Origin of the sequence: Burkholderia sp. Bp9031, assembly GCF_003857965.1 — a bacterium.
GTDB classification, from domain to species: Bacteria; Pseudomonadota; Gammaproteobacteria; order Burkholderiales; family Burkholderiaceae; genus Burkholderia; species Burkholderia ambifaria_A.
Window position 1 is genome coordinate 15,986 of the sequence record NZ_QTPW01000031.1, and the last position, 22,214, is coordinate 38,199.

Below are 22,214 nucleotides of genomic sequence, written 5' to 3' on the forward strand. Positions count from 1 at the left end.
GGCCACAGGGGCGGTGCGGGCCGGCGACGGTCGCGGAACAGGCGTGCGGCGAACAGGGGCGTAATCTCCGCAGGATCTGCGGAGATTGTCGAGCGACGCGGGGAATCGGTCGGGTCATCTTCGCATCGTGAGCGGCGATCCGTCGATCATGCGCACACGACGCTCGATGCGGTTTGGGTCAAGGTGCGCTTCTGGTCGCGATGTGCCGGCGTCGCGATGAATGCACGTCAGGTCAAGGTCATGAATGGCCGGCTCGACGGCTGCGGAGGGAAGCTGACGACCAGGCAAGTGGGGCGCCCTCGCGAAACGCTCGCAAGACACGGCGCTGCCGGCCTTCGCGAGCGTCGCCGTCGTCGTGTGCGTGATCGGTGTGGATGGCGCGGCCGGTTCGGGTTACGCTTCGGCGGGCGTGACATGCCGCGCATGCCGCGTCGGGTACTTTTACCTCGAACGTTGCGGACACGACGTTTTTACAGGTCCGCGACCCAGCGACGATCCAGGCCATGACAATCCAGAACCGATCGAATGCTCGCGCCGGCGAGCGAGGGCAAGCCGCGCTTCGCGGCCGGCAGGTGCGGAACGCGACCTTGCCATCCGCCGTGATATTTGCAGTCCTGACGATTGCGCCGCCGGCCGCGCATGCCGCCGGCTTCGACTGCGCGAAAGCCGCTTCGCCGACCGAGAAGGCGATCTGCGCGGACGCCGGCCTGTCGTCGCTCGACGGCCAGTTGTCGGCGGCATGGAAGAAGGCGCTGGCCAAAGGCGGCGATGCGGTTGCGTTGAAAGCCGCGCAACGGAAATGGCTCAAGCAGCGCGACCAGTGCGGCGGCGACGCCGCGTGCGTCGGCGATCGCTATCGCGAGCGGCTCGCGAGCCTGAACGGCACGCCGCTTGCAGCCGACCGATGGCAGCAGACGTGGTATCGCGACAGCGACAACCCGTCGTTCGGCGGCGTGCTGACGTTCACCGGCACGGCACCGCGTCTTCACTTCGAACTGAGCGGCAACAACGGCGCGAATACTGGCGGACTCAGCGGCGATATCGAACTGCACGGCGACCGCGGCACGTTTCGTCAGGACCAGTGCCGGCTCGATTTCAGCCGCAAGGGTGGGCGCATGCAGGTCGCGCAGCAGGGCAGCGATGGCGATTGCGGCGCCGGTGCGGGCGTCGTGTATTCGGGCGACTACGTGACGGCGTCGAAGGCTCAGGCAAGCCCGCCGGCTGATCTCGTGACCCTGAAGGTGCTCGACGATGCGCGGCAGAACGCGATCGCACACAAGCTGCTCGGCGCCGACTATCAGACGCTCGTCGACATGATCAACTACAGCGCGGACGAGAAGGATCTCGACGGCCTGAACGCCAGCGCGAGGTCTTACTGGGTGCGCGGCATCGCGACGACGAACGCCGCGATCGTGATGCACCGGGGCACCGAGCTGTGGATCGGGCTGCTCGTATTCGATGCGCACGACCAGGTGCGGATGCGCTACTACACGACCGTGCCGGCGTGGAAAAAGACCGTGCCGAAGACCATTCGCGCGTGGCACGACAATCTCGACAAGACGCTTCCGATCGACGTGATGTGATCCGGCCGGGCGGTGCGCCGACCGGCGTGCCGGCCACGCATGGCGCGTTTGTTACGTGACAATTGTCCACTGGATGGAGACAGCCAATCTTGTTTTGACGGATTGATGATTTACCGTGAGACAGTAGACTGGCACCCGTGCTTCGCCAGAACCGCTCCGCAGCGTGCCACGACGGCGCGACCGGACGGATTCTTCGGCGGCGGGCCGACCGGCCCGCGGTTCGATCGTGCGAGGAGGGTTCGTTGTCGATCCGTGGTTCGCCGTCCGGCGGACGTCGGCACCGAATGCGTCAAACCGTCAATTCAAGGTGATCGCTATGCGTTACATTTCGCTGGAGTCGAAGAAGGACGAGCTGCTGCTGGCCGCTCGCGTGCTGATGATGATCCTGTTCGTGCTGTTCGGCTGGCAGAAGCTGAACGGCTTCTCGGGCACGGTCGCGTACATGGCGTCGACGGGGGCGCCGTCGCCCGAGCTGTCTGCCGTGATCGCGGTGGCGGTCGAGCTGGTCGGCGGCGCGCTGATCGCGGTCGGGTTCTATACGCGTCCGCTCGCACTGGTGTTCGCGGTCTATACGCTTGCGACCGCGTTGATCGGGCATCGCTACTGGGCGCTGCAGGGCATGGACCAGTACCTCGCGATGATCAACTTCTACAAGAACATCAGCATCATCGGCGGGCTGCTGTTGCTCGCGGTCACGGGGCCGGGCCGGTATTCGTTCGACCGGAAGTAACCCGCGAGCGCGAGACGTCGCGCTGCACGACGGGCCCGGTGCGCGCAATCGCGCACCGGGCCTTGTTCCATTTCCACTGGTCGCACGTCGTCGACGTGCGACCGAAATCGACATCGGTTGCCGGTTCTCGTATAGATTGGGGGCCCTCACCCCCTTTCACGGTTGGCTATCGTGTCGCCCCCGACCATTCTCCTCATCGGCGCGTCCGGCCTGCTCGGCCGTGCGGTCGCCGCATCGCTGTCCCACGAATCGTCGCTGACGCTGCTCGCCACCATCCGGAACCCGGACACCGCGGGCGCACGGCGCCTCGCGCTGCCGCCGGAAAACGTCGCCCGGCTCGACGTTCTCGACCAGCCGGCGCTCGAACACCTGTTCGACACCCGCCGGCCGGCTGCCGTGATCATCTGCGCCGCCGAACGCCGCCCGGACGTCTGCGAACGCGATCCCGCGGCCGCGCGTGCGATCAACGTCGACGCACCGGCCCGTATCGGCGCACTCGCCGCGCGCTATGGCGCGTGGACGCTCGGCATTTCCACCGACTACGTGTTCGACGGCACGGCCGCGCCGTACCGCGAAGATGCCGTGCCGAACCCGCTGAACATCTACGGCCGGACCAAGCTGGAAGGCGAGGCCGCGTTGCTCGCCGCATCGCCGCTTGCGTGCGTGCTGCGCCTGCCGTTGCTCTATGGCCCGATCGTCGACTGGCGCGAGTCGGCCGTCACGAGCCTCGTGCCGGCGATCGTCGCGTCCGCGCGACCGGGCGCGGATGCGGTCGGCATGGACGCATGGGCGATCCGCTATCCGACCTGGACGCCCGACGTCGCGGCGGTCATCCGCGACCTGACGCTGCGCCATCTCGCGGGCTCGCCCGTCACCGGCATTCGGCATTGGTCGGGCGAGGAACCGATGACGAAGTACGACATCGCGCAGCGGATCGCGGCCGCGCTCGGCGTCGACGCGGCGCTCGCGCGGATCGACACGCCGGCCGATGCGACGCCGCGTCCGTACGACTGCCATCTGGATGCGGCGGGCGTGCGCGCACTCGGGATCGATCACGCGACGCCGTTCGCGGCCGGGCTGCAAGCCGTGTTGCGCGACGCGCCGCCGCTGCCGTAAGGACGGCGCGCGCCGCGATGCCGCAACGCGCGGCAGCGGTCATCTTGAGTGCATCGCGAGACGCAACACTGCGCAACATTCTCGATTGCCGGGAAACGTCGGGGCCGTGGGGCGGCGCGTCCGCTTCGCCGATGCCCTGACGGATACGAACAAATCACGAGAGCAAGAGCGCGCTCATGCCGACACGTCTTCGTATCGGACTCGATCGTGCGCGCGACCTGCGCGACGCCGGGCGACCGCCTTCCATCCGGCCGCGCGCGCAGGCGCGCGAACTGGTCGACCTGGCGCGAGCCCGTTCCCGGTCAGACCGACTGCTTTCTGGCCGCGTCGCCCGGCGAAGCGGACCGTTACGTCGTCCATATCGATGCCGATACGTTCTACGCGCTGTGGCTCGGCACGAGCCCGGCTTTTCCGCGACCGGATGCGCAGGACTGCGTACCGCGTTCGGCGATGCCGCTCGACAGCAAGTATGCGACGGCTCCCGCCGCATTCCGGGCCGGCCGCCTTGAGCTGGTCACGCTGCCGAGCGTCGGCTACTGGACGATCGGCAGCAGCTGCGAAGTCGCGATGAGCGACGGCATGACGCGCACCTACTGGCTGCTCGCGAACCGCGTGCGATCGTTTCCGGTCAGCGTCGCCAACGCGACCTGGGCGACGATGCTGAACAACATGGCCGGCGTCGGCGTGTCGCCGATCGCGTTCAGCGCGCTTTTTGCGCGACGGGCATGAGCGTCGCGCGACCCGTCATTTGACACCCCGCGCGCCCGGCCATTAAAGTCGCGTCGCGGGGCGGTGGGTCAAGCACACCCCCGGAACAGGCAGCCGATGTTCCGAGACTACGGGGCTACCCCGTGGATGAAACCGACACCCCGATGCGTCGCAAGAGCGCAGGTTGCGCGTTGCGCAACGACTGCTCTCGCAGCACCTGTCACGTTGACTCATCGTCCCGCCCATTCTTCGCCATGCACGTATCCCGGTTCGATACAGCCCGCCTGATTGCCGATGCGATGCTGGCCGGCCCGCCCGAACGCGGCGGCATGCTCGAGCGCATCGCAACCGTACTCGGCGCCGCGCCGTCGTGGGTGCACGCGCTCGTGGATCACGCGATCACGCACTTCGGCACGCACTGGACCGACGTCGATACCGATCTGCTCGCAAGCGCGCTGGCCGATACGTCGGCGTTCATGATCGCGTGGTACGGCCATCATCGGCCGGTCGTGGTGCGCATCATTCCCCGGCCGCCGGTGCAGCGGCCGCTGCCGCCGCGGCTCGCGGGCGTCGACGTACCGCAATGGCTGACGTGCGGCGACCTTGCAAGCTGGCTCGGCGTGAGCGCGCCCGAGCTCGACTGGCTGGCCGACCGCTGGCGCGTCGACGCGCGCGGCAGCGGCTCGCCGCTGCATCACTACACGTACGCGGGCTACGACAAGCGCCGCGGCGGCTGCCGCCTGATCGAGATCCCGAAGGGCCGGCTGCGCGAAGCGCAGCGCCGCATCCTGCACGGCCTGCTCGATCGCATCGCGCCGCACGACGCGGCACACGGCTTTCGCCGGGGACGCGGGATCGTGTCGTTCGCCGCGCCGCATGCGGATCGCGACGTCGTCGTCCGCTTCGATCTCGCGGATTTCTTCGTGTCGGTGCGCGCGGCGCGGGTTCATGCGTTGTTCACGACGCTCGGCTATCCGGCGGAAGTCGCGCGAACGCTGACCGCGCTGTGCACCAACCGCGTGCCGTCGGCACGGCTGCTCGCCCCCGACCTGCGCGACCGGTTCGACTGGGCAAGCCGCCAGCGCTACCGCAACCGCCACTTGCCGCAGGGCGCGCCGACCTCGCCGGCGCTGGCGAACCTGTGCGCGTTCCGGCTCGACATGCGGCTCGCCGCGCTCGCGCGTTCGCTCGACGCGAGCTATACGCGCTACGCGGACGATCTCGCGTTCTCGGGCGGCGCCACGCTGGCGCGCGAGGCCGGGCGGCTGCAGGCGAGAGTCGCCGCGATCGCGCTCGACGAAGGTTTCGCGCTGCAGTTGCGCAAGACGCGCGTGATGCGGCGCGGCGTGCGGCAGCAACTGGCCGGCGTGGTCGTCAATCGCCATCCGAACCTGGCGCGCGACGAGTTCGATGTCCTGAAGGCCATCCTGACCAATTGCATCCGCCACGGACCGGCGTCGCAGAATCGCGCCGCGCACCCGGATTTCCGCGCACACCTGGCCGGACGCGTCGCCCATGCATGCGCGCTGAACGCCGCACGGGGCGCAAAGCTGCACGCGCTGTTCGCTCGGATCGCGTGGGACGGGTGCCGTTGCAGCGCGTAAATCGTCGCGCCGGCGTCGATGCTCGCGGGCTCCGCGGCGCCGGAGGTGCGCCGGATCACAAAAGTCCTCGAACACGATGGATGCGCGCTGCTATCATTCGCGCCATGCCGCGCCTGACCACGATGCGGCGCTCGATGGCGAGGCGGTCGCCATCGACGGTTCGCCACGCGTTCGGGTGCGGCGCGCTACGTGTTGCGTGTCGATGCCATCCGGCTTTCGACGATTGCGTTGCCTGCGGCACACTGCTAAAGCCTCGCAGGTCCAGGCAAACGATTCACACATCGCAACACCGATTGGCGGAACTTCGTGATAGGTTCTGCCATCGGAGGTTTTTTGAACAAAAACATACCCAAAGAGGATGAATACATGACCCAGGCTCTGCAGGACCTCGAAGCACAACTTCGGGACCTGAACATCAAGTTGTCGGAAGCCAAGCAGAAGGAGAAGCAAGCCGCACTCGCGGCATTCAGGGAGCAGGTCGAGCTGTTGGGCATCTCGCAGCAGGAAGTGCTGAGCGCCCTCGGCTACATCGTCCAGCGAAAACGCAAGGCGCCTGCGAAGTATTACGATCCGACGACCGGCCGTTCATGGTCGGGTCGCGGCCCGCGGCCCAAATGGCTCGAAGGCAAGGATCTCGACACGCTGCTCGTCGACCGCGAGGCCAAGACCTGGTGGCCCGGGGACGATCAGGGCTGACGCCGCACCGCACGGCATCGCTCCGGCGCCATTCGACCCGCGCCCGCCACGCAACACTCGCTTCATCCCCTTCTTTCGGTGTCCCGCCTGCTCGCGAGGCCCCGCCTTCGAAATCTTTCAAATTCATTACCCGCCGCTGCCCGTTTCCGTTCCCGGAAGCGGGCGCGCGGCACTTTCTGCGTGCGCATGTACGCCGGCCCGTCGTGCACGGTTTCAGGCTTTAAAATGTCGCCCGGATATTCCCGGCAGGACACCATGGCAGCAAACATGAAATCTTCGGCGCTCGGCGATCCGGCGGCGCCGCGCACCGAACAGGTCGGGCCGTACGCGTGGAAGGCGCTGGCCGGCTCGGCGATCGGCTACGCGATGGACGGCTTCGACCTGCTGATCCTCGGCTTCATGCTGCCCGCGATCACGGCCGCGCTGCAGCTGACGCCCGGGCAGGGCGGCGCGCTCGTCACGTGGACGCTGATCGGCGCCGTCGCGGGCGGCATTCTGTTCGGCGCGCTGAGCGACCGCTACGGCCGCGTGCGCGTGCTCACCTGGACGATCATGCTGTTCGCGGTCTTCACCGGCCTGTGCGCGTTCGCGCAAGGCTTCCGCGATCTGCTCGTGTACCGGACCATCGCGGGCATCGGCCTCGGCGGCGAGTTCGGGATCGGCATGGCGCTCGCGGCGGAAGCGTGGCCGGCGAGCAAGCGGGCGCGCGTGTCGTGCTACGTCGCGCTCGGCTGGCAGGCCGGCGTGCTGCTGGCCGCGCTGCTGACGCCGCTGCTGCTGCTCCATATCGGCTGGCGCGGGATGTTCGTGGTCGGCGTGCTGCCGGCGCTGCTCGCGTGGGTGCTACGCAACCGGCTGCACGAACCGGAAGTCTTCGTGCAGCGCGCGACGCAGCCGCGCGCCAACGCGTTCCGGATGCTCGTCGCCGACGCCCGCACCGCGCGCACGAGTCTCGGCATCGCGATCCTCTGCTCGGTCCAGAACTTCGGCTACTACGGGATCATGATCTGGCTGCCGACCTTCCTGTCGAAACAGATGGGCTTCTCGCTGACGAAGTCGGGACTGTGGACGGCGGCCACCGTCGTCGGGATGATGATCGGCGTCTGGACGTTCGGGCAGCTCGCCGATCGCATCGGCCGCAAGCCGACATTCCTGTTGTACCAGCTCGGCTCGGTCGTGACGGTCATCGCGTATGCGCGGCTGTCGGACCCGACGGCGATGCTGTGGGCCGGCGCGCTGATGGGGATGTTCGTCAACGGGATGGTCGGCGGCTACGGGACGCTGATGTCCGAGGGCTATCCGACCGCCGCGCGCGCGACCGCGCAGAACGTGCTGTGGAATATCGGCCGCGCGGTCGGCGGCTTCGGGCCGGTGGCGGTCGGCGCGCTGGCCGCGCGCTACTCGTTCCAGACGGCGATCGCGCTGCTCGCTGGCCTCTATGTGCTCGATATGGTCGCGACGCTGTTCCTGATCCCCGAACTCAAGGGCGTCGAACTCGAATGACGATGCGCGGCACGCGGCCGGGTGCCGCAACCCGACGTCATGCCGCAGCGCGACTCAACGATTCATCACCGGAATTCACGATGCAACGCAACAACCGGACGATCGGCGTGATGGGCTCGGGCAAGGAGCCGTGGCTCGCGTTTTCGGAACCGCTCGGCGCATGGCTCGCGCAGGCCGGCTTCAACCTGCTGACGGGCGGCGGCCAGGGCGTGATGCTGGCGGTCGCGCGCGCGTTCGCCGGTGTGCCGGGGCGGGCCGGCCGATCGATCGGCATCCTGCCGACGCAGGCCGATCCGCACGCGGGCTTCGTGCCGCTCGACGGCTATCCGCATCCGTTCGTCGAGATCCCGATCCTCACGCCGCTGCCGCGCCGAGAACCGGGCGCCGATCCGCACACGATCAACCGGAACTACGTGAACGTGCTGAGCAGCGACCTGATCGTCGCGCTGCCCGGCGGGCACGGGACGGCCGAGGAGATCGCGCTTGCGCGGCGCTGGCGCAAGCCGCTCATCTGCCTTGGGCCGGATGGTGCATTTCGGGAGCTTGCCGCGGGCGCGACGTGCACGTCGTCGCTCGACGATGTGATCCGGTTTGTCGAAGCGGCATTCGCGCCGGTGTTGCCGGATGCGGCGCACGCGGGGCGATAGGGCCGCCGTGGCCGTGCGTCAGGCGCCGCGTGCTGGTTCCGATGGCAGCCGTTCGTCCAGCCGGTCGAGCACGTGCTTCCAGTCGAACGGCAGCGGCGCGTCGTAGTCGGATGGAGATTTCCCGCGGCGATCGACTATAACGACATTCATGCAAGCCGAAACGCGTGTATCGGCTCGCATCGGCTTGCCCGCGTTGCCGGGCGGGCCGATCGCATCGCATGTCGCGCGGATCGGCGACGGCGATGCATTCGTATTTCGGGTTCGTTCAGGGAGAGAGCATCATGCGCACACTGTTGCCGATGACGATCGCATGGCTGGCGGCCTGCGGTATCGGCTCGGGATCCGCTTATGCCGCCGATGGCAACGGCGCAGCGCCGTGTCGTGCGGCGACCGCACAAAGCGCGCCGATGCCCGCGATCCCGTCGTTTGCGTTGCCGGGGCAGGGCGAGACCGCCGGCGTGTCCGGCTCGACGGTCCGCAGCTTTTCCAACCCGGGATGCGCGGGTGCGATCCTGCAGGGCGAACATGGCACCGCGACGGTCGACGGGGACCGGATCGAACTGAAGGCCGGCACCGTCTACGTGAACGGCGTGTCCTACGGTTCGGTGACGCCGGCGCAGACGGTCGAATACGATGTCGCGCGCGGCAAGCGCACGTTGCGCGTGGACGGCGACATACGCATTCCGGCGCACTGACGTTTCGTATCCGGGCTGTGCCGGGCGATGGCGTGCCTGCGCGATCGCGGCATGGTGTCGATCCGCGGCAACGGGCGTCGTTCGACCGCCGGATGCGCGGCGGCCGCCCATTCCGACCCGTTCCTCTAGTCGAGGCCTTGACCTTGAAGTTGAGTTGAATCTTAGAGTGCCTGCTGACGGTCATGAATCGGCAGGCCGCGCACGTTGCCTGCCACGACTCATCTTCGACGAGAGGCAACGCACATGGACAGGCGCTTTACACAGGTCGAATTCGGGCTGCACAAGGTCGACGTGCCCGAAGGCGGGTACTACGACCGGTTTCGCATGAATCCGGACCTCGACGAGGTCGCGCGCGATCCCGCCGCGGGGAACATCGATTTTTTTCGTCGGATTCCGAAACGTCAGGTCGCGTCGCGCGTGGGACCGACCTGGGCGCCGAACTTCTACTATCGTTCCAGCAGCATCCAGCTGCTGTTTCTCGCGCCGCTCGAGCGCCTGCGCACGATGCTGCCGGTGCCGCTCGAGCCGCTGCGGGCGGTTCCCCGATACGGGCTGGTCGCGCTGACCTTCTTCTCGTATTCGGTCTGCGACAACGATCCGTATGACGAGGTGTCCGTCGCGGTGGTGATTCGCCGGCCGGGCGCGCGCGGCTCGCATGCGCTCGAGCTCGTCGATGCGATGCGGCGCCGGAGCTTCTTCGCGCATGTGCTGGCGCTGCCCGTCACCACGGAAATCGCGCGGGTGCGCGGCGTGCACGGCTATCAGCTGCCGAAATGGCTTGCGAATATCGACATGACCATCGGCGCACGCGTCAGCGCGCGGATTGCCGGGCCGGACGGTCGAGCGGACCTGACGCTGAACGCGCCGTCGCCTGCGCTGACCCAGGTGCCTTCCCAGTCGCGGATGGGCACGAATACCATGATCAATCTCGTCGACGGCGTGTGGCACCGGAGCGCGGTGCAGACCAATACGCTGTCGTTCGCGCAGCGCGTGCTGCCGCGCGGCGTCGAGCTGGTGCGGCACGGCGGTCCGCTGAGCCGGCTGCTCGACGGGCTGGGCATCGCCACGCTCGTGCGGTTCGACGTGGTCAAGGATGCGCAGCTGGTGCTGAATCTGCCGACGCCGTTGAAGGTGTTCGATGAGCCCGCTCGATAAACCCGGGCGTCCGGAGCCAACCTGTCTGAAAGGAAGCGTCGATGACCCAGCCGACCCATGATCTCGATCTCGTCGTATTCGGTGCCACCAGCTTCGTCGGGCAGATCCTGACGCGCTACCTGTCCGAATACCTGTCGGGCAGCGGTGAAGTGCTGCGCTGGGCGATCGCCGGCCGCTCCGAAGCGAAGCTCCGGCAGGTCAGGGATACGCTGGGCGCCGCGGGGCAGGCGCTGCCGATCATCGTGGCCGATGCGGCCGACGAAGCGCAATTGCGGGTGTTGTGCGCGCGCACGCGCGTCGTCGTGTCGACCGTCGGCCCGTACGCGCTTTATGGCGAGCCGCTGGTCAAGGTCTGCGCGCAAACCGGCACGGACTACTGCGATCTCACCGGCGAGACGCAGTGGATCAAGCGGATGATCGAACGGTACGAGCCGGCGGCCCGGCAATCGGGCGCGCGCATCGTGCATTGCTGCGGGTTCGATTCGGTGCCGTCCGACATCGGTGTGCTGTTCCTGCAGCAGCACGCACGGCGGCAGTGGGGCGTGCCGGCCACGCAGGTGAAGATGCGCGTGAAGACGCTGAAGGGCGGCGCGTCGGGCGGCACGGTCGCGAGCGTGATCAACGTCGTGCGCGAAGCCGCGGCCGATCCCGCGTTGCGCCGCGAACTGCTCGATCCGTATGCGCTATGCCCGAAGGATCACGGCTTCACGGTGCGGCAGCACGCGGTCCGGTCGGCGGAATTCGATCGCGACGGCGGCACGTGGATCGCGCCGTTCGTGATGGCGGCCGTCAACGAGCGCGTCGTGCATCGCTCCAACGCGCTTGCGGACGACGCGTATGGCAGCCGGTTCGCCTATGACGAAGCGGTCATCACGGGCACGGGACTCAAGGGCCGCGTCGCCGCGCTGACGATGGTGGCCGGCCTCGCTGCGTTCATGGTGGGCGTGCTCGTCATGCCGGTGCGCAGCCTGATGGAGCGCTTCCTGCTGCCGAAGCCCGGCGAGGGGCCGAGCGTCGCCGCGCAACTGGCCGGCCGCTACGACCTGCGCTTCTTCGGGCGCGCCGACGACGGGCGGACGCTGCGCGTGAGAGTCACCGGCGACCGCGATCCCGGTTACGGCTCGACCGGCAAGATGCTCGGCCAGGCCGCGCTCGGCCTCGCGCTGGATTGCGCCCGCGACGGCATGAAGACCGGCCGCGGCGGCGGCTTCTGGACGCCCGCGACGATGTTCGACGCGCGCTTCGTCGAGCGCCTCGTGCGGCATGCCGGGTTGCGTTTCGAACTGCTGGACGCCTGAGCCGGGCGTGCCGTTCGGCGGCTACAAGCGTTCGGGCAACGGGCGCGAGCATGCGGAGTTCGGCCTCGTCGAATACCTGGAGACGCACGGCACGACGGGGTACGCTTGAGCGACGACTTTCAATCCTCTTCGGAATCCGCCGCGGCTGCGTTCGCACCCGCAACGGGCGCCGCGGCGCGCCTGCGGATTTCGGAGTCGAGGATCAAGCGCCCGCGCAGCTTGCCTTTCATCCGTTTCACGTGCTTGGGCGCCTCGGTCATGTGCTCGACCATCAGCGCACGTACGCGCTCGGCATCGCGCTCGCGTGCGGCTTGCAGGATCGCCTTGTGGATCGATACGTTCGCTTCGCCGAAGCGCTTGTGCTCGACGAGCGGCGTGTCGTTCCTGAACTCGATCAACTGCCGGATCATCTCGTTGATCAACTCGCAACTGAATCGCAGGAAGGGGTTCGGGTTCGCGGCCGCGAGGATGTCGTGGAACGTCGTGTCTTCCTGCCGCTGGCGCAGCATGTGGCCGCGATCGTGCACGCCCGACGCGCCGTCGCAGCACGCAATGTTCGCCTCGAGCGCGGTGAAATCGCGCTCGGTCAGGTGCGGCACGGCACCCGCCGCCAGCTCGGGTTCGAGGAGCTTGCGCACCGTATAGATGTCGTCGATCGTCACGTCCTTGAAGAACAGGTAGTTCTGCAGCAACTGCAGCGTGCGGTCGAGCGGCACCTCGACCACCATCCCGCCGCCCGACGGCCCCGTCGTGACCTTGATGAGCCCCTGCACCTCGAGCGACTTCAGCGCCTCGCGGATCGTGCTCTTGCTCACCGCATAGAGCTGCTGCAGCTCGGCTTCGCGCGGCAGGCGGTCGCCCGGCTTCAGATCCTTCTCGGTGATCAGCCGCTTGATCTCCTCGGCGACGAGGTCGGCCCGCTTCGGCTGCTTGATTTCGACCGCGACGCCCGCCCTGGCTCGGTCCATGACCATCTTGAAGACTCCTTTGTCTGACTGCGCGCCCCGTCATCGTCGACGATCCGTTCCGGCGCAGGGTACGGAATTTTGCCTGATTGACACCAATTTTGATCAACTCTAGCATCAGGTTCATTCTATTTATCATGATAAATAGGATCAACCGGCGGCGCGCATCCTGCAGGGCGTGGGCACGGTTTGGCAGTCGGTCGCATCGCGTGTGTCCCCTTTATCAGGAGCGTCAACTTGAATCGCCGAGAACTGTTGAAACTGGCCGCGCTGTCGGCCGTGCCGGGCGCGCTCGGCAGCATGTCGTCCCGTGCCGCGTTCGCGCAGGGTTCATCCATCCAGCTGGCGTGCCCGGTGCCGATGTCCGGGCCGTTCGCTGCCAACGGCAAGTACGCCGATCTCGGCATGCAGCTCGTCGTCAAGCAATACGGCAAGGTGCTCGGCGCGCCGCTCGCGTATACGGCGCTCGACACCGAGGGCAAGCCCGCGACGGCCGTGCGGCGCGTGCAGGAGATTGCGCAGCAGAAGGGCGTGCGTTTCTTCGCGGGCGGCATCTTGTCGTCCGAATCGCTCGCGATGGGCAAGGAAGTGCAAAAGGCGGGCGGCGTGTTCATCACGACGGCCGGCGCCGACGAGATCACCGGCAAGGACTGCAACGACGCGACGTTCCGCTGGTCGGTGCCGACCTTCGGCGCGATCGAGCAGACGGTGCGGCCGCTGATCGGCATGCTGCCGAAGGCGAAGCGCTGGTACACGATCACGCCGCAGTACGTGTTCGGCGACGGGCTGCTGTCGGCCGCGAAGGCGATCTTCAAGGAAAAGGGCATCGAGCACGTCGGCAACAGCTATCACTCGCTCGCCGAGAAGGAATTCAGTGGCTATCTGACCAATGCGGTCGCCGCGCAGCCCGACGTGCTGCTGATCCTGAACTTCGGTTCGCAGTCGTCGGACACGCTGCGCCAGGCCGTGAGCTTCGGGATGAAGCGCAACTGCACGATCCTGCTCGCGTGGGCATCGGGCCTCGAACAGTTCGAGGCGCTCGGGCCCGACATCTGCGACGGCGTGTATTTCGGCGCGCAGTACTGGCACGGCATCGATTCGCCGCTGAACCGCGACCTCGTGAAGCGCGCGAACGCCACGTTCAAGGCGAACCCGAACTACAGCCTCGCGGGTTCGTACATCTGCTCGAAGATCCTGCTGGATGCGATGGTGAAGGCCGGCACCGCGGACCCGAAGAAGGTCGTTGCCGCGATGGAAGGGATGAAGTACGACGGGCTCACCGGCTCCGAGGAAATCCGCAAGGGTGACCACCAGGTGCTGAAGAACTACTACCTGCTGAAGGGCAAGCCGAAAAGTCGGATGAAGAACGCGGACGACTACGCGGACATCGTCAGCTCGGGGCAATCGTTCCTGCCCGTCGAGAAGACGGGGTGCAAGCTCGCGTAACGCGATGGGCGCGTCCGCGGCCGATGCGCGGCGGACGTCCGTTTCCCTCCTTTCCGATACGGAAGCCATGAACGTCTATCTGCTGCAGATCGTCAACGGCATCGGCGTGGGCATGCTGTACTTCCTTCTCGCCGTCGGCCTGTCGATCGTATTCGGCCTGCTGCGCTTCGTGAATTTCGCGCACGGCGCGTTTTACCTGCTCGGCGCGTACCTGTGCTACCAGGCGCTGCAATGGTCGGCGAATTTCTGGGTCGCACTCGCCATCGTGCCGTTCGTCGTCGGCGCGTTCGCGTGGATCGTCGAAAAGCTCGTGCTGCGTCATGTCTATGCACAGCAGCACGAGTTCCACATCCTCGCGACGGTCGGTCTCGCACTCGTACTGCAGGAGTGCGCGATTCTCGCGTGGGGCCCGCTCGGCGACAACGTGCCGCCGCCCGATGCACTGAGCGGCGTCGTGATCTGGGGCGGTTTCGTCTATCCGAAATACCGGCTGTTCGTGATCGGTTTCACGGCCGTGCTGGCCGCACTGCTGTGGTGGGTGCTCGAAGGCACGCGGCTCGGCAGCACGGTGCGTGCGGGCAGCGAATCGTCGGAAATGGTGTCGCTGCTCGGCATCAACGTGACGCGCGTGTTCAGCCTCGTGTTCGCGCTCGGCGCGGCGACGGCCGCGCTCGCTGGCGTGCTGGCCGCGCCGATTCGCGGCGTCGATCCGTTCATGGGGATCGAGGCGCTCGGTGTCGCGTTCGTCGTGGTCGTCGTCGGCGGGATGGGGAATTTTCTCGGGGCGCTGGTCGGCGGGCTGCTGGTCGGCATCGTGCAAAGCCTGATGAGTACGCTGTGGCCGGAAGGCGCGCGACTGATGATCTATGTCGCGATGGCCGCCGTGCTGCTGCTGCGTCCGAACGGTTTGCTGGGGAGGGCTGCATGATCGAATCGTCGAAATCGCTGCCGCCGGGTGCGGCGGCCTCGCGGCTCGCGCGGTCGTGGCGCGGCGCGCTGCAGCGGCCGGAAGGCTGGCTCGCGGTGGCCGTCGTGTGCGCGCTGCCGGTCGCGCTGAGTTCGGGCTCGCTCGCGACCGAAGTGCTGGTGTTCGCGCTCGCAGCGCTCGGCTGCAACCTGCTGCTCGGGCTTACGGGGCTGCTGTCGTTCGGGCAGGGCATCTTCTTCGGGCTCGGCAGCTACGCGGCGGGGCTGGTGCTGACGCACGGCGTCGCATCGGTAACGGTCGCGCTCGCCGCGGCCGCCGTGCTCGGTGCCGTCGCGGCCGCGCTCGTCGGCTGGTTCTCGATCCGGCAGCGCGGCACCTACTTCGTGATGCTGACGCTCGCGTTCGGGCAGCTGTTCTACTTCCTCGCGTATACGACGCCGGATGTCACGGGCGGCGACAATGGGCTGCTCGATATCCCGCGCCCCGCGCTGTCCGCGTTCGGGCATGCGCTCGTCTCGCTCGATTCGCCGTGGCGCTACTACGGTTTCGTCGCCGTGCTGTTCGTTGCCGTGTTCTGGCTGCTGTTGCGCGTGTCGCGCTCGGTATTCGGCCGTACGCTGCTCGCGATCCGCGACAACGAGGCGCGCGCGGCGGCGGCCGGCTACGACGTGCAGCGCTTCAAGCTGGCGGCGTTCGTGATCTCGGGTGCGGTCACGGGTCTCGCGGGTGCGCTGCACGCATTGATGACGGGCATCGCGCCGCTGTCGAACATCGACTATCACACGAGCGAGATGATTCTCGTGATGACGGTGATCGGCGGCACGGGCAACCTGTTCGCGTCGGTTCTCGGCGCGGCGTTCTACGTGCTGTTTGCGGACTGGCTGTCGACGCTGTGGCCGCGCTGGCTGCTGTTGCTCGGCCTCGTGCTGATCGCGGTCAGCCTGTTCATGCAGCGGGGGTTGTGGGGACTCGGCGAACGCGTCGCGGCATCGCTGCGGCGCACCGATCGTACTGCGGCCGCGGCCAGGGAGCAGCAATGAGCGAAGCGATTCTCGAAGCGCGCGGCGTCGTCAAGCGCTACGGCAAGTTCACGGCGCTGGGCGGCGTCGATCTGCGGATCATGCCGCGCACCGTGCATTCGGTGATCGGCCCGAACGGTGCGGGCAAGACGACGCTGTTCCATACGCTGACGGGCACACTGCCGATCACGTCGGGCTCGATCCTGTTCGACGGTCACGACGTGTCGCGCGAGCCCGATCACAAGCGCGTGCGGCGCGGTATCGCACGCTCGTTCCAGGTGACGAGCCTGTTTCCGAACCTGAGCGTGCGCGAGAACCTGCGCGTCGCCGCGCAAGGTGTCGAATCGCGGCGCGCGTTGAATCCGTGGACGCCGCCGCGCGGCGCGCTCGCGCACGACGGCATCGTCGACGACGTGCTCGAGCGGCTCGGCCTGCAGCGCTTCGCCGAAACGGCGGCCGGCGTGCTGTCGCACGGCCAGCAGCGCAGGCTCGAAGTCGGGATGGCGCTCGCGGCGCGACCGCGCGCGATCTTCCTCGACGAACCGACGTCGGGCATGGGGATCGACGACCTCGACGACATGAAGACGCTGATCCGTGGCTTGCGCGACGACTACACGGTCGTGCTGATCGAACACAACATGGGAATCGTGATGGACATCTCGGACACGATCACGGTGATGCAGCAGGGGCGCGTGCTGGTCGAAGGCAAGCCCGATGCGATTCGCGGCGACGAGCGCGTGCGCAGCGCGTATCTCGGCAACATGATCACCGGAGGCCGCGCATGATGCTCGATGTGAAGGAGGTTCACGCCTGCTACGGCAAGAGCCACGTCCTGCAGGGTATTTCACTGAACGTGAACGAAGGCGAGACGGTGACGCTGCTCGGACGCAACGGCGCGGGCAAGTCGACGACGCTCAAGACGATCGCGGGTGTCGTCGCGCCGACCGGCGGCACGGTGACGTTCGCGGGCCGGCCGGTGTCCGGGCAGCCCGCGCACCGAATCGCTGCGCGCGGCCTGTGCTTCGTGCCCGAGCATCGCGGGATTTTCCGGCTGCTGTCGGTCGAGGAAAACCTGCGGCTCGGCGCGCGCCGCGATTCGCCGTGGCAGCTCGACGATATCTACCGCATCTTTCCGCGCCTGAAGGAGCGCCGCCGCAACGGTGGCGCGCAGCTGTCGGGCGGCGAGCAGCAGATGCTCGCGATCGGCCGCGCGCTGATGAACCACCCGCGGCTGCTGATGCTCGACGAACCTGTCGAAGGGCTCGCACCGGTGATCGTCGAGGAGATCGTCGAGCAGCTGAAGCAGATCAAGGCGGCCGGCGTCGCGATCCTGCTCGTCGAGCAGAACCTCGAAGTGTGCACGCAGCTTGCGGACCGCCACTTCGTGATCGAACAGGGCGTGATCGTCTACGAAGGCAGCAACGCGGCGTTCGCTGCCGATCACGAGGTGAAGGACCGTTACCTGGGTGTCGGCGTTGCGTGAGCGCCGTTCCCTTTCATTGCGAGGAATTCCACCGATGCAAGTTCAGGATTCGACACCGGGCGTCGCGGCGTCCGGCTTGCGCGTCGACGGCGCACGGCTGTGGGACAGCCTGATGCGTCTCGCGCGAATCGGCGCGACCGACAAGGGGGGCGTGTGCCGCCTCGCACTCACGGAACGCGATCGTGACGCACGCAACCTGTTCGCCGCATGGGCGAAAGAAATCGGCTGCACGGTACGCATCGATGCGATCGGCAATATCTTCGCGCGACGGGCAGGCGAACGCGACGACCTGCCGCCCGTGACGACGGGTAGCCATATCGACACGCAGCCGACAGGCGGCAAGTTCGACGGCAACTACGGCGTGCTCGCGGGCCTCGAAGTGCTGCGCACGCTCGACGATGCGGGTGTGCGCACGCGTGCGCCGCTCGAGGTCGCCGTGTGGACCAACGAGGAAGGTTCGCGCTTCGTGCCCGTGATGATGGGTTCCGGCGTTTTCGCGGGGGCGTTCACGCTCGACCATGCGCTCGCGCAACGCGATCGCGACGGCGTATCGGTGAGCGATGCGCTGGCGGCGATCGGCTATGCGGGCGAGGTGTGCGACGCGCATCCGGTCGGCGCGTACTTCGAAGCGCATATCGAACAGGGGCCGGTACTGGAGGCGCACGCCACGACGATCGGCGTGGTCGAGGGCGCGCTCGGGCAGCGCTGGTATGACGTCACCGTACACGGGATGGAGGCACACGCAGGCCCGACGCCGATGGCGCTGCGGCGCGATGCGCTGCTGGTTGCGGCCGATCTCGTGCGCGCGGTAAACGGCATCGCGTGCGCGCATCCACCGCACGGACGCGGCACGGTCGGCTGGGTCGACGTACACCCGAATTCGCGCAACGTGATTCCAGGCCGCGTGACGCTGACCGTCGACTTGCGCGCGGCCGACGATGCGACGCTTGTGGCGATGGATGCGGAACTACGCGCAGCATGCGCTGATCTGGGTGCTGCTGCCGGCATGCCGATCGACGTCGAGCAGGTTGTGTATTTCCCGCCTCAGCCGTTCGACGTGGCACTCGTCGAGCAGGTGCGCGCGGGCGCGAATGCACTCGGGCTTTCTTCGATGAACGTGATCAGCGGTGCGGGCCACGACGCGGTGTATCTCGCACGCGTTGCGCCCACCGCGATGATCTTCGTGCCGTGCAAGGACGGGATCAGCCATAACGAAATCGAGGACGCCGATCCCGCCCACCTCGAAGCGGGCTGCAACGTGCTGTTGCATGCGATGCTCGGCGCGGCGGGCATTGCGGAAGGCGGCACGCGATGAAAATCCTGATCGCCCGGATGAACCACGAGACGAATACGTTCTCGCCGGTGCCGACGCCGCTCGCCGCGTTCGGCCGCAACGGCCCCGACTGGGGCGACGACGCGTATCGCGCGAATCACGGGATGCGCACCGCGATGGCCGCGTTCATCGATGCGGCGGCGCGCGAGGGTGCGGCGATCGTCACGCCGGTGTCGGCGGCCGCGAATCCGAGCGGGCCGGTCGCGGCCGACGCGTATGCGGCGATCTGCGATGCGATCGTCGCGGCCGCGCCCGGCTGCGATGCGGTGATGCTCGATCTGCACGGCGCGATGGTCGCCGAGCAGAGCGCGGACGGCGAGGGCGACCTGCTTGCGCGCGTGCGCGCGGCGCTGCCCGCTGCGCCGATCGCGGTCGCGCTCGACCTGCATGCGAACGTCACGCAGAAGATGATCGACCATGCGGACGTGATCGTCAGCTTCAAGACCTATCCGCACGTCGACATGTACGAGACGGGCGAGCACGCGGCGCGCGTGCTGCTCGACCGGCTGCACGGCCGCGCGCGGCCCGTGCTCGCGTGGCGGCAGCCGCCGCTGATGACGTCGACGCTGCGCAGCGCGAGCGCCGAAGGCGCGATGCGGCGCGCGGTGGAAGCCGCGCGCGCGGCCGAGGCCGACGGGATGCTCGCGGTGTCGGTGCTGCCCGGCTTCTCGCTTGCTGATATTCCCGCGCCGTGCATCAGCATCGTCGTGGTTGCCGACGGCGATCGCGCGGCGGCCGACGCGGTGGCCGAACGCATCGCCCGGCAGATCTGGGATGCGCGCGACGCATTCGTGTATCGCAGCGCGCCGCTCGCGGAATCGGTCGCGCAGGCCGCGGCACTGGCACGCGGCGCGGACCGCCCGGTGCTGATGCTCGATCACGGCGACAACTGCATGTCGGGCGGGCCGTGCGACACGATGGACCTGCTCGAGGCCGCGCTCGCGCAGGGGCTCGACGGGATCGTCAGCGGGCCGCTGTGCGACCCGGAGGCGGTCGCCGTGCTGATCGACGCGGGCGTGGGCGCGACCGTCACGGTGCCGGTCGGCAACCGGATGCCGTCGCATGGTGGCGCGCGGCGCACGCCGTTTCGCGCGACAGGCATCGTGCGCGCGATGACCGACGGCGAATACGTGATTACGGGGCCGACGTATACGGGCCAGCGCGCGTACATGGGCCGCGCGGCGGTGCTCGATATCGGCGTGGCGACGCTGGTCGTCACCGAGCGCACGCAGGAGCCTTGGGATCTCGGCGTATTCGAGAGCGTCGGCATCGATCCGCGCCGTGCACGATTCCTGCTGCTGAAGTCGCGCATGTATTGCAGGCCGGTGTTCGTGCCGATCGCGGCCGCGCTCGTCGAGTGCGACAGTCGCGGCGTGACCGGGTCGGACTACGGGCTGTTCGGCTACGAACGGCTCTCGCGGCCCGTGTATCCGCTCGACGATGTGGACCGGTGGGACAGCGCGGGCCCGCGCACGGCCTGAGCGGCGGGCGCGAGACGCCGGCTTCGCGCGCTTTCATGCATCATGCGGTTGCATCGACCCGTCGAGCAGCAGGGTCGTGCCAGTCCTTGCATCTGCAACCGATCCGGAGAACCGACCGCCATGCATTCGAATCCCTTCCGCCTTCGTCGCGCCCGCCTGCTCGCCGCGCTCACGCTCGCCACGACCGCCGTCGCCGCGCACGCGGCCGACTGGATCGTGTCCGGCAACGACGGCAAGTACCAGCGCGTCGAAGGGCGCGATACCTTTCTCGCAACGCCGCCGGCCGACACGCTGACGCTGCTCGATGCGAGCGTGTTCCCGCCGAAGGTCGCGCTTCAGGTCGACGTCGAGAACGGCATCCAGGGGCCGCCGCAGGCCGTCGCGATCACGCCGGACGCAAAGCTTGCGCTGGTCGGCGCGCCGACGCGTTACGACCCGAACGCGAAGCAGCTCGTGTACGACACGTTCCTGCAGGTCGTGGCCCTCGATGCTTCGCCGCCGGCGATCACGCGCATCGAACTCGGCACGCACCCGCAGGGAGTCGCGATCGACCGGTCCGGCCGGCTCGCGCTGGTGGCGAACGTCGACGGCAGCGTGTCGATTCTGCGGATCGACGGCGCGCAGGTGACGCTCGACGGCAACCTGAAGATCGGCAAGAAGCGGCTCGCCGGGGTCAGCTTCACGCACGACGGCAAGCATGCACTCGTGTCGCTGCGCGACGAGCAGGGCGTCGCGGTGCTGAACGTCGACGACGGCAAGGTGACCGACAGCGGCACGCGGCTGAGCACGGGCGTTGCGCCCTACACGATCGACGTGTCGAGCGACAATCACTGGGCCGTCGTCAGCAACGTCGGGCTCGCGGGGCTGCCGGGCTATGCCGGCACGCTCGCGGGCGATGCCGATTCGGTCGCGCTGATCGACGTGTCGCGCACGCCGTTCCGTACTGCACAGTACCTCACGGTGCCGTCGCTGCCGGAAGGCGTCGCGATCTCGCCGAACGGGAAGTGGATCGCCGTGCAGGCGATGGACGGCTCGAACCTGACGCCCGACAACCCGGGCCGTCACAAGCTCGGCAAGGTCGTGCTGTTCGAGATCCGCAACGGCCGTGCGGTACAGACGAGCGAAGTGCCGGGCGGCGAAGCCGCGCAGGGCATCGTATTTACCGCGGACAGCCGGCACGTGATCGTGCAGTTCAACGTCGAGCGGCAGCTCGCGCTGTATGCGGTGGAAGGCGGCAAGCTACGCGATACGGGCAAGCGCATCGCACTGTCGGGCGGGCCGTCGTCGTTGCGGACGTTGCCGCGCTGACGTGCGGCGAGGCTGAGCCGGAACAGCCGGCTCGGCCCGAACGCGTCGTCGCTACGGACGCAGCAGATCGAACCCGCCAAACACGACCACGCCGCTGAGCGCAATCATCGCGACCGAATGCTGGCCGAAATAGAGAATCGCGGCGGCGAGCCACGTGGTCAGGCAGAAGGCACCGATGCGGGCCATCGTGAATTCCTCGAAATGCGTGATGAAGGGCGTGCGTGCCGAAGTCGCCGCGTTGTCGCGTCGCCGTGTCGCTGCGGGCGCGAAGCTCGCGTAGCGACGGCGCCGGACGGCATCGCGGGTCGCGCCCGACCGGGCGGGTGCCGAGACGGGTAGCTCGCGAGGCCTTGCCGGAAGCAGCCTGGGGGGCTGCGGCAGCAGGCCGGCCGACGATTTTACCAGCGTGGGAGGCCGGTCATTCTGGCCCCTTCGCGACAATCGGCATGGCGCGTACGACATGGCGTGCGGCGCCGGCTGCGCGGCCGCATCGGCGCCGCGCGGAAGGTAGAGGCG

The 22,214-nt window shown here is 67.9% G+C and carries 22 protein-coding genes and 2 pseudogenes; 21 read left to right on the forward strand and 3 right to left on the reverse strand.

Annotated features, from left to right (window positions below; translation table 11 throughout):
* Positions 1-135 precede the first annotated feature (135 nt).
* The 9 genes and pseudogenes from DIE15_RS37815 to DIE15_RS29550 form a co-directional block, all read left to right on the forward strand.
* Positions 136-328, forward strand: a pseudogene (locus DIE15_RS37815) (DUF4172 domain-containing protein); the annotation flags it as partial.
* Between the two features lie 175 nt (positions 329-503).
* Positions 504-1,583 (forward strand): lysozyme inhibitor LprI family protein, encoded by a 1,080-nt coding sequence (locus DIE15_RS29515; protein ID WP_124834994.1) that lies wholly within the window; start codon positions 504-506, stop codon positions 1,581-1,583.
* A gap of 316 nt (positions 1,584-1,899) precedes the next feature.
* The gene (locus tag DIE15_RS29520; RefSeq protein WP_057929107.1) at positions 1,900-2,313 is read left to right on the forward strand and encodes a DoxX family protein; all 414 of its coding nucleotides are present in this window, start codon (positions 1,900-1,902) and stop codon (positions 2,311-2,313) included.
* Positions 2,314-2,484: 171 nt separating this feature from the next.
* Positions 2,485-3,429, forward strand: a complete 945-nt coding sequence (locus DIE15_RS29525; RefSeq protein WP_124834995.1) for an SDR family oxidoreductase — start codon at positions 2,485-2,487, stop codon at positions 3,427-3,429.
* A 207-nt stretch (positions 3,430-3,636) separates the two neighbouring features.
* Positions 3,637-4,158, forward strand: coding sequence for a plasmid fertility inhibition factor family protein (locus DIE15_RS29530; protein WP_260428374.1), 522 nt, complete (start codon positions 3,637-3,639; stop codon positions 4,156-4,158).
* A 233-nt stretch (positions 4,159-4,391) separates the two neighbouring features.
* Positions 4,392-5,741, forward strand: a complete 1,350-nt coding sequence (locus tag DIE15_RS29535) for a reverse transcriptase family protein (protein ID WP_124834996.1) — start codon at positions 4,392-4,394, stop codon at positions 5,739-5,741.
* 366 nt (positions 5,742-6,107) lie between these two features.
* Complete coding sequence (locus DIE15_RS29540) at positions 6,108-6,437, forward strand: H-NS family nucleoid-associated regulatory protein (RefSeq protein ID WP_057929103.1); 330 nt, start codon at positions 6,108-6,110, stop codon at positions 6,435-6,437.
* A gap of 255 nt (positions 6,438-6,692) precedes the next feature.
* The gene (locus tag DIE15_RS29545) at positions 6,693-7,940 is read left to right on the forward strand and encodes an MFS transporter (RefSeq protein ID WP_057929102.1); all 1,248 of its coding nucleotides are present in this window, start codon (positions 6,693-6,695) and stop codon (positions 7,938-7,940) included.
* 80 nt (positions 7,941-8,020) lie between these two features.
* Positions 8,021-8,587 (forward strand): DNA-binding protein, encoded by a 567-nt coding sequence (locus DIE15_RS29550; RefSeq protein ID WP_124834997.1) that lies wholly within the window; start codon positions 8,021-8,023, stop codon positions 8,585-8,587.
* Positions 8,588-8,605: 18 nt separating this feature from the next.
* On the opposite strand, the gene DIE15_RS37820 is transcribed toward DIE15_RS29550, so the two are convergent.
* On the reverse strand, positions 8,606-8,737 hold the full coding sequence (locus DIE15_RS37820) for a hypothetical protein (RefSeq protein ID WP_260428375.1): 132 nt from the start codon (positions 8,735-8,737) through the stop codon (positions 8,606-8,608).
* Between the two features lie 131 nt (positions 8,738-8,868).
* Between DIE15_RS37820 and DIE15_RS29555 the strand changes: the two genes are divergently transcribed.
* The 4 genes and pseudogenes from DIE15_RS29555 to DIE15_RS29570 all read left to right on the forward strand — a co-directional run.
* A complete protein-coding gene (locus DIE15_RS29555) occupies positions 8,869-9,282 on the forward strand; it encodes a sugar ABC transporter ATPase (protein ID WP_185734566.1) in 414 nt (137 codons plus the stop codon).
* Positions 9,283-9,525: 243 nt separating this feature from the next.
* Positions 9,526-10,437, forward strand: a complete 912-nt coding sequence (locus DIE15_RS29560; protein WP_124834998.1) for an acetoacetate decarboxylase family protein — start codon at positions 9,526-9,528, stop codon at positions 10,435-10,437.
* A gap of 41 nt (positions 10,438-10,478) precedes the next feature.
* A complete protein-coding gene (locus tag DIE15_RS29565) occupies positions 10,479-11,735 on the forward strand; it encodes a trans-acting enoyl reductase family protein (protein ID WP_124834999.1) in 1,257 nt (418 codons plus the stop codon).
* Positions 11,728-11,844, forward strand: a pseudogene (locus tag DIE15_RS29570) (hypothetical protein); the annotation flags it as partial. The gene DIE15_RS29565 and the pseudogene DIE15_RS29570, both read left to right, overlap by 8 nt.
* 10 nt (positions 11,845-11,854) lie before the next feature.
* On the opposite strand, the gene DIE15_RS29575 reads toward DIE15_RS29570, so the two are convergent.
* Positions 11,855-12,709 carry a FadR/GntR family transcriptional regulator gene (locus DIE15_RS29575; protein ID WP_124835000.1) on the reverse strand — a complete coding sequence of 285 codons (855 nt, stop codon included), beginning with the start codon at positions 12,707-12,709 and terminating at the stop codon, positions 11,855-11,857.
* 228 nt (positions 12,710-12,937) lie between these two features.
* On the opposite strand from DIE15_RS29575, the gene DIE15_RS29580 reads away from it, so the two are divergent.
* The 8 genes from DIE15_RS29580 to DIE15_RS29615 all read left to right on the forward strand — a co-directional run bounded on the left by DIE15_RS29580 (position 12,938) and on the right by DIE15_RS29615 (position 21,698).
* Complete coding sequence (locus DIE15_RS29580; RefSeq protein ID WP_057929098.1) at positions 12,938-14,146, forward strand: ABC transporter substrate-binding protein; 1,209 nt, start codon at positions 12,938-12,940, stop codon at positions 14,144-14,146.
* Positions 14,147-14,213: 67 nt separating this feature from the next.
* Positions 14,214-15,074: a branched-chain amino acid ABC transporter permease gene (locus DIE15_RS29585; RefSeq protein WP_124835001.1), complete on the forward strand. Its 861-nt coding sequence runs from the start codon at positions 14,214-14,216 to the stop codon at positions 15,072-15,074.
* The gene (locus DIE15_RS29590; RefSeq protein WP_124835002.1) at positions 15,071-16,114 is read left to right on the forward strand and encodes a branched-chain amino acid ABC transporter permease; all 1,044 of its coding nucleotides are present in this window, start codon (positions 15,071-15,073) and stop codon (positions 16,112-16,114) included. The genes DIE15_RS29585 and DIE15_RS29590 overlap by 4 nt, the downstream gene beginning before the upstream one ends.
* Positions 16,111-16,878, forward strand: coding sequence for an ABC transporter ATP-binding protein (locus DIE15_RS29595; protein ID WP_124835003.1), 768 nt, complete (start codon positions 16,111-16,113; stop codon positions 16,876-16,878). The genes DIE15_RS29590 and DIE15_RS29595 overlap by 4 nt, the downstream gene beginning before the upstream one ends.
* On the forward strand, positions 16,875-17,576 hold the full coding sequence (locus DIE15_RS29600) for an ABC transporter ATP-binding protein (protein WP_057929094.1): 702 nt from the start codon (positions 16,875-16,877) through the stop codon (positions 17,574-17,576). Before DIE15_RS29595 ends, DIE15_RS29600 begins: the two co-directional genes overlap by 4 nt.
* A 34-nt stretch (positions 17,577-17,610) precedes the next feature.
* Positions 17,611-18,891, forward strand: a complete 1,281-nt coding sequence (locus tag DIE15_RS29605; RefSeq protein ID WP_057929093.1) for a Zn-dependent hydrolase — start codon at positions 17,611-17,613, stop codon at positions 18,889-18,891.
* Complete coding sequence (locus DIE15_RS29610; RefSeq protein WP_124835004.1) at positions 18,888-20,390, forward strand: M81 family metallopeptidase; 1,503 nt, start codon at positions 18,888-18,890, stop codon at positions 20,388-20,390. Before DIE15_RS29605 ends, DIE15_RS29610 begins: the two co-directional genes overlap by 4 nt.
* A 120-nt stretch (positions 20,391-20,510) precedes the next feature.
* A complete protein-coding gene (locus DIE15_RS29615) occupies positions 20,511-21,698 on the forward strand; it encodes a lactonase (RefSeq protein WP_057929091.1) in 1,188 nt (395 codons plus the stop codon).
* Between the two features lie 51 nt (positions 21,699-21,749).
* On the opposite strand, the gene DIE15_RS37825 is transcribed toward DIE15_RS29615, so the two are convergent.
* Complete coding sequence (locus DIE15_RS37825) at positions 21,750-21,884, reverse strand: hypothetical protein (RefSeq protein WP_006750603.1); 135 nt, start codon at positions 21,882-21,884, stop codon at positions 21,750-21,752.
* Between the last annotated feature and the right edge of the window lie 330 nt (positions 21,885-22,214).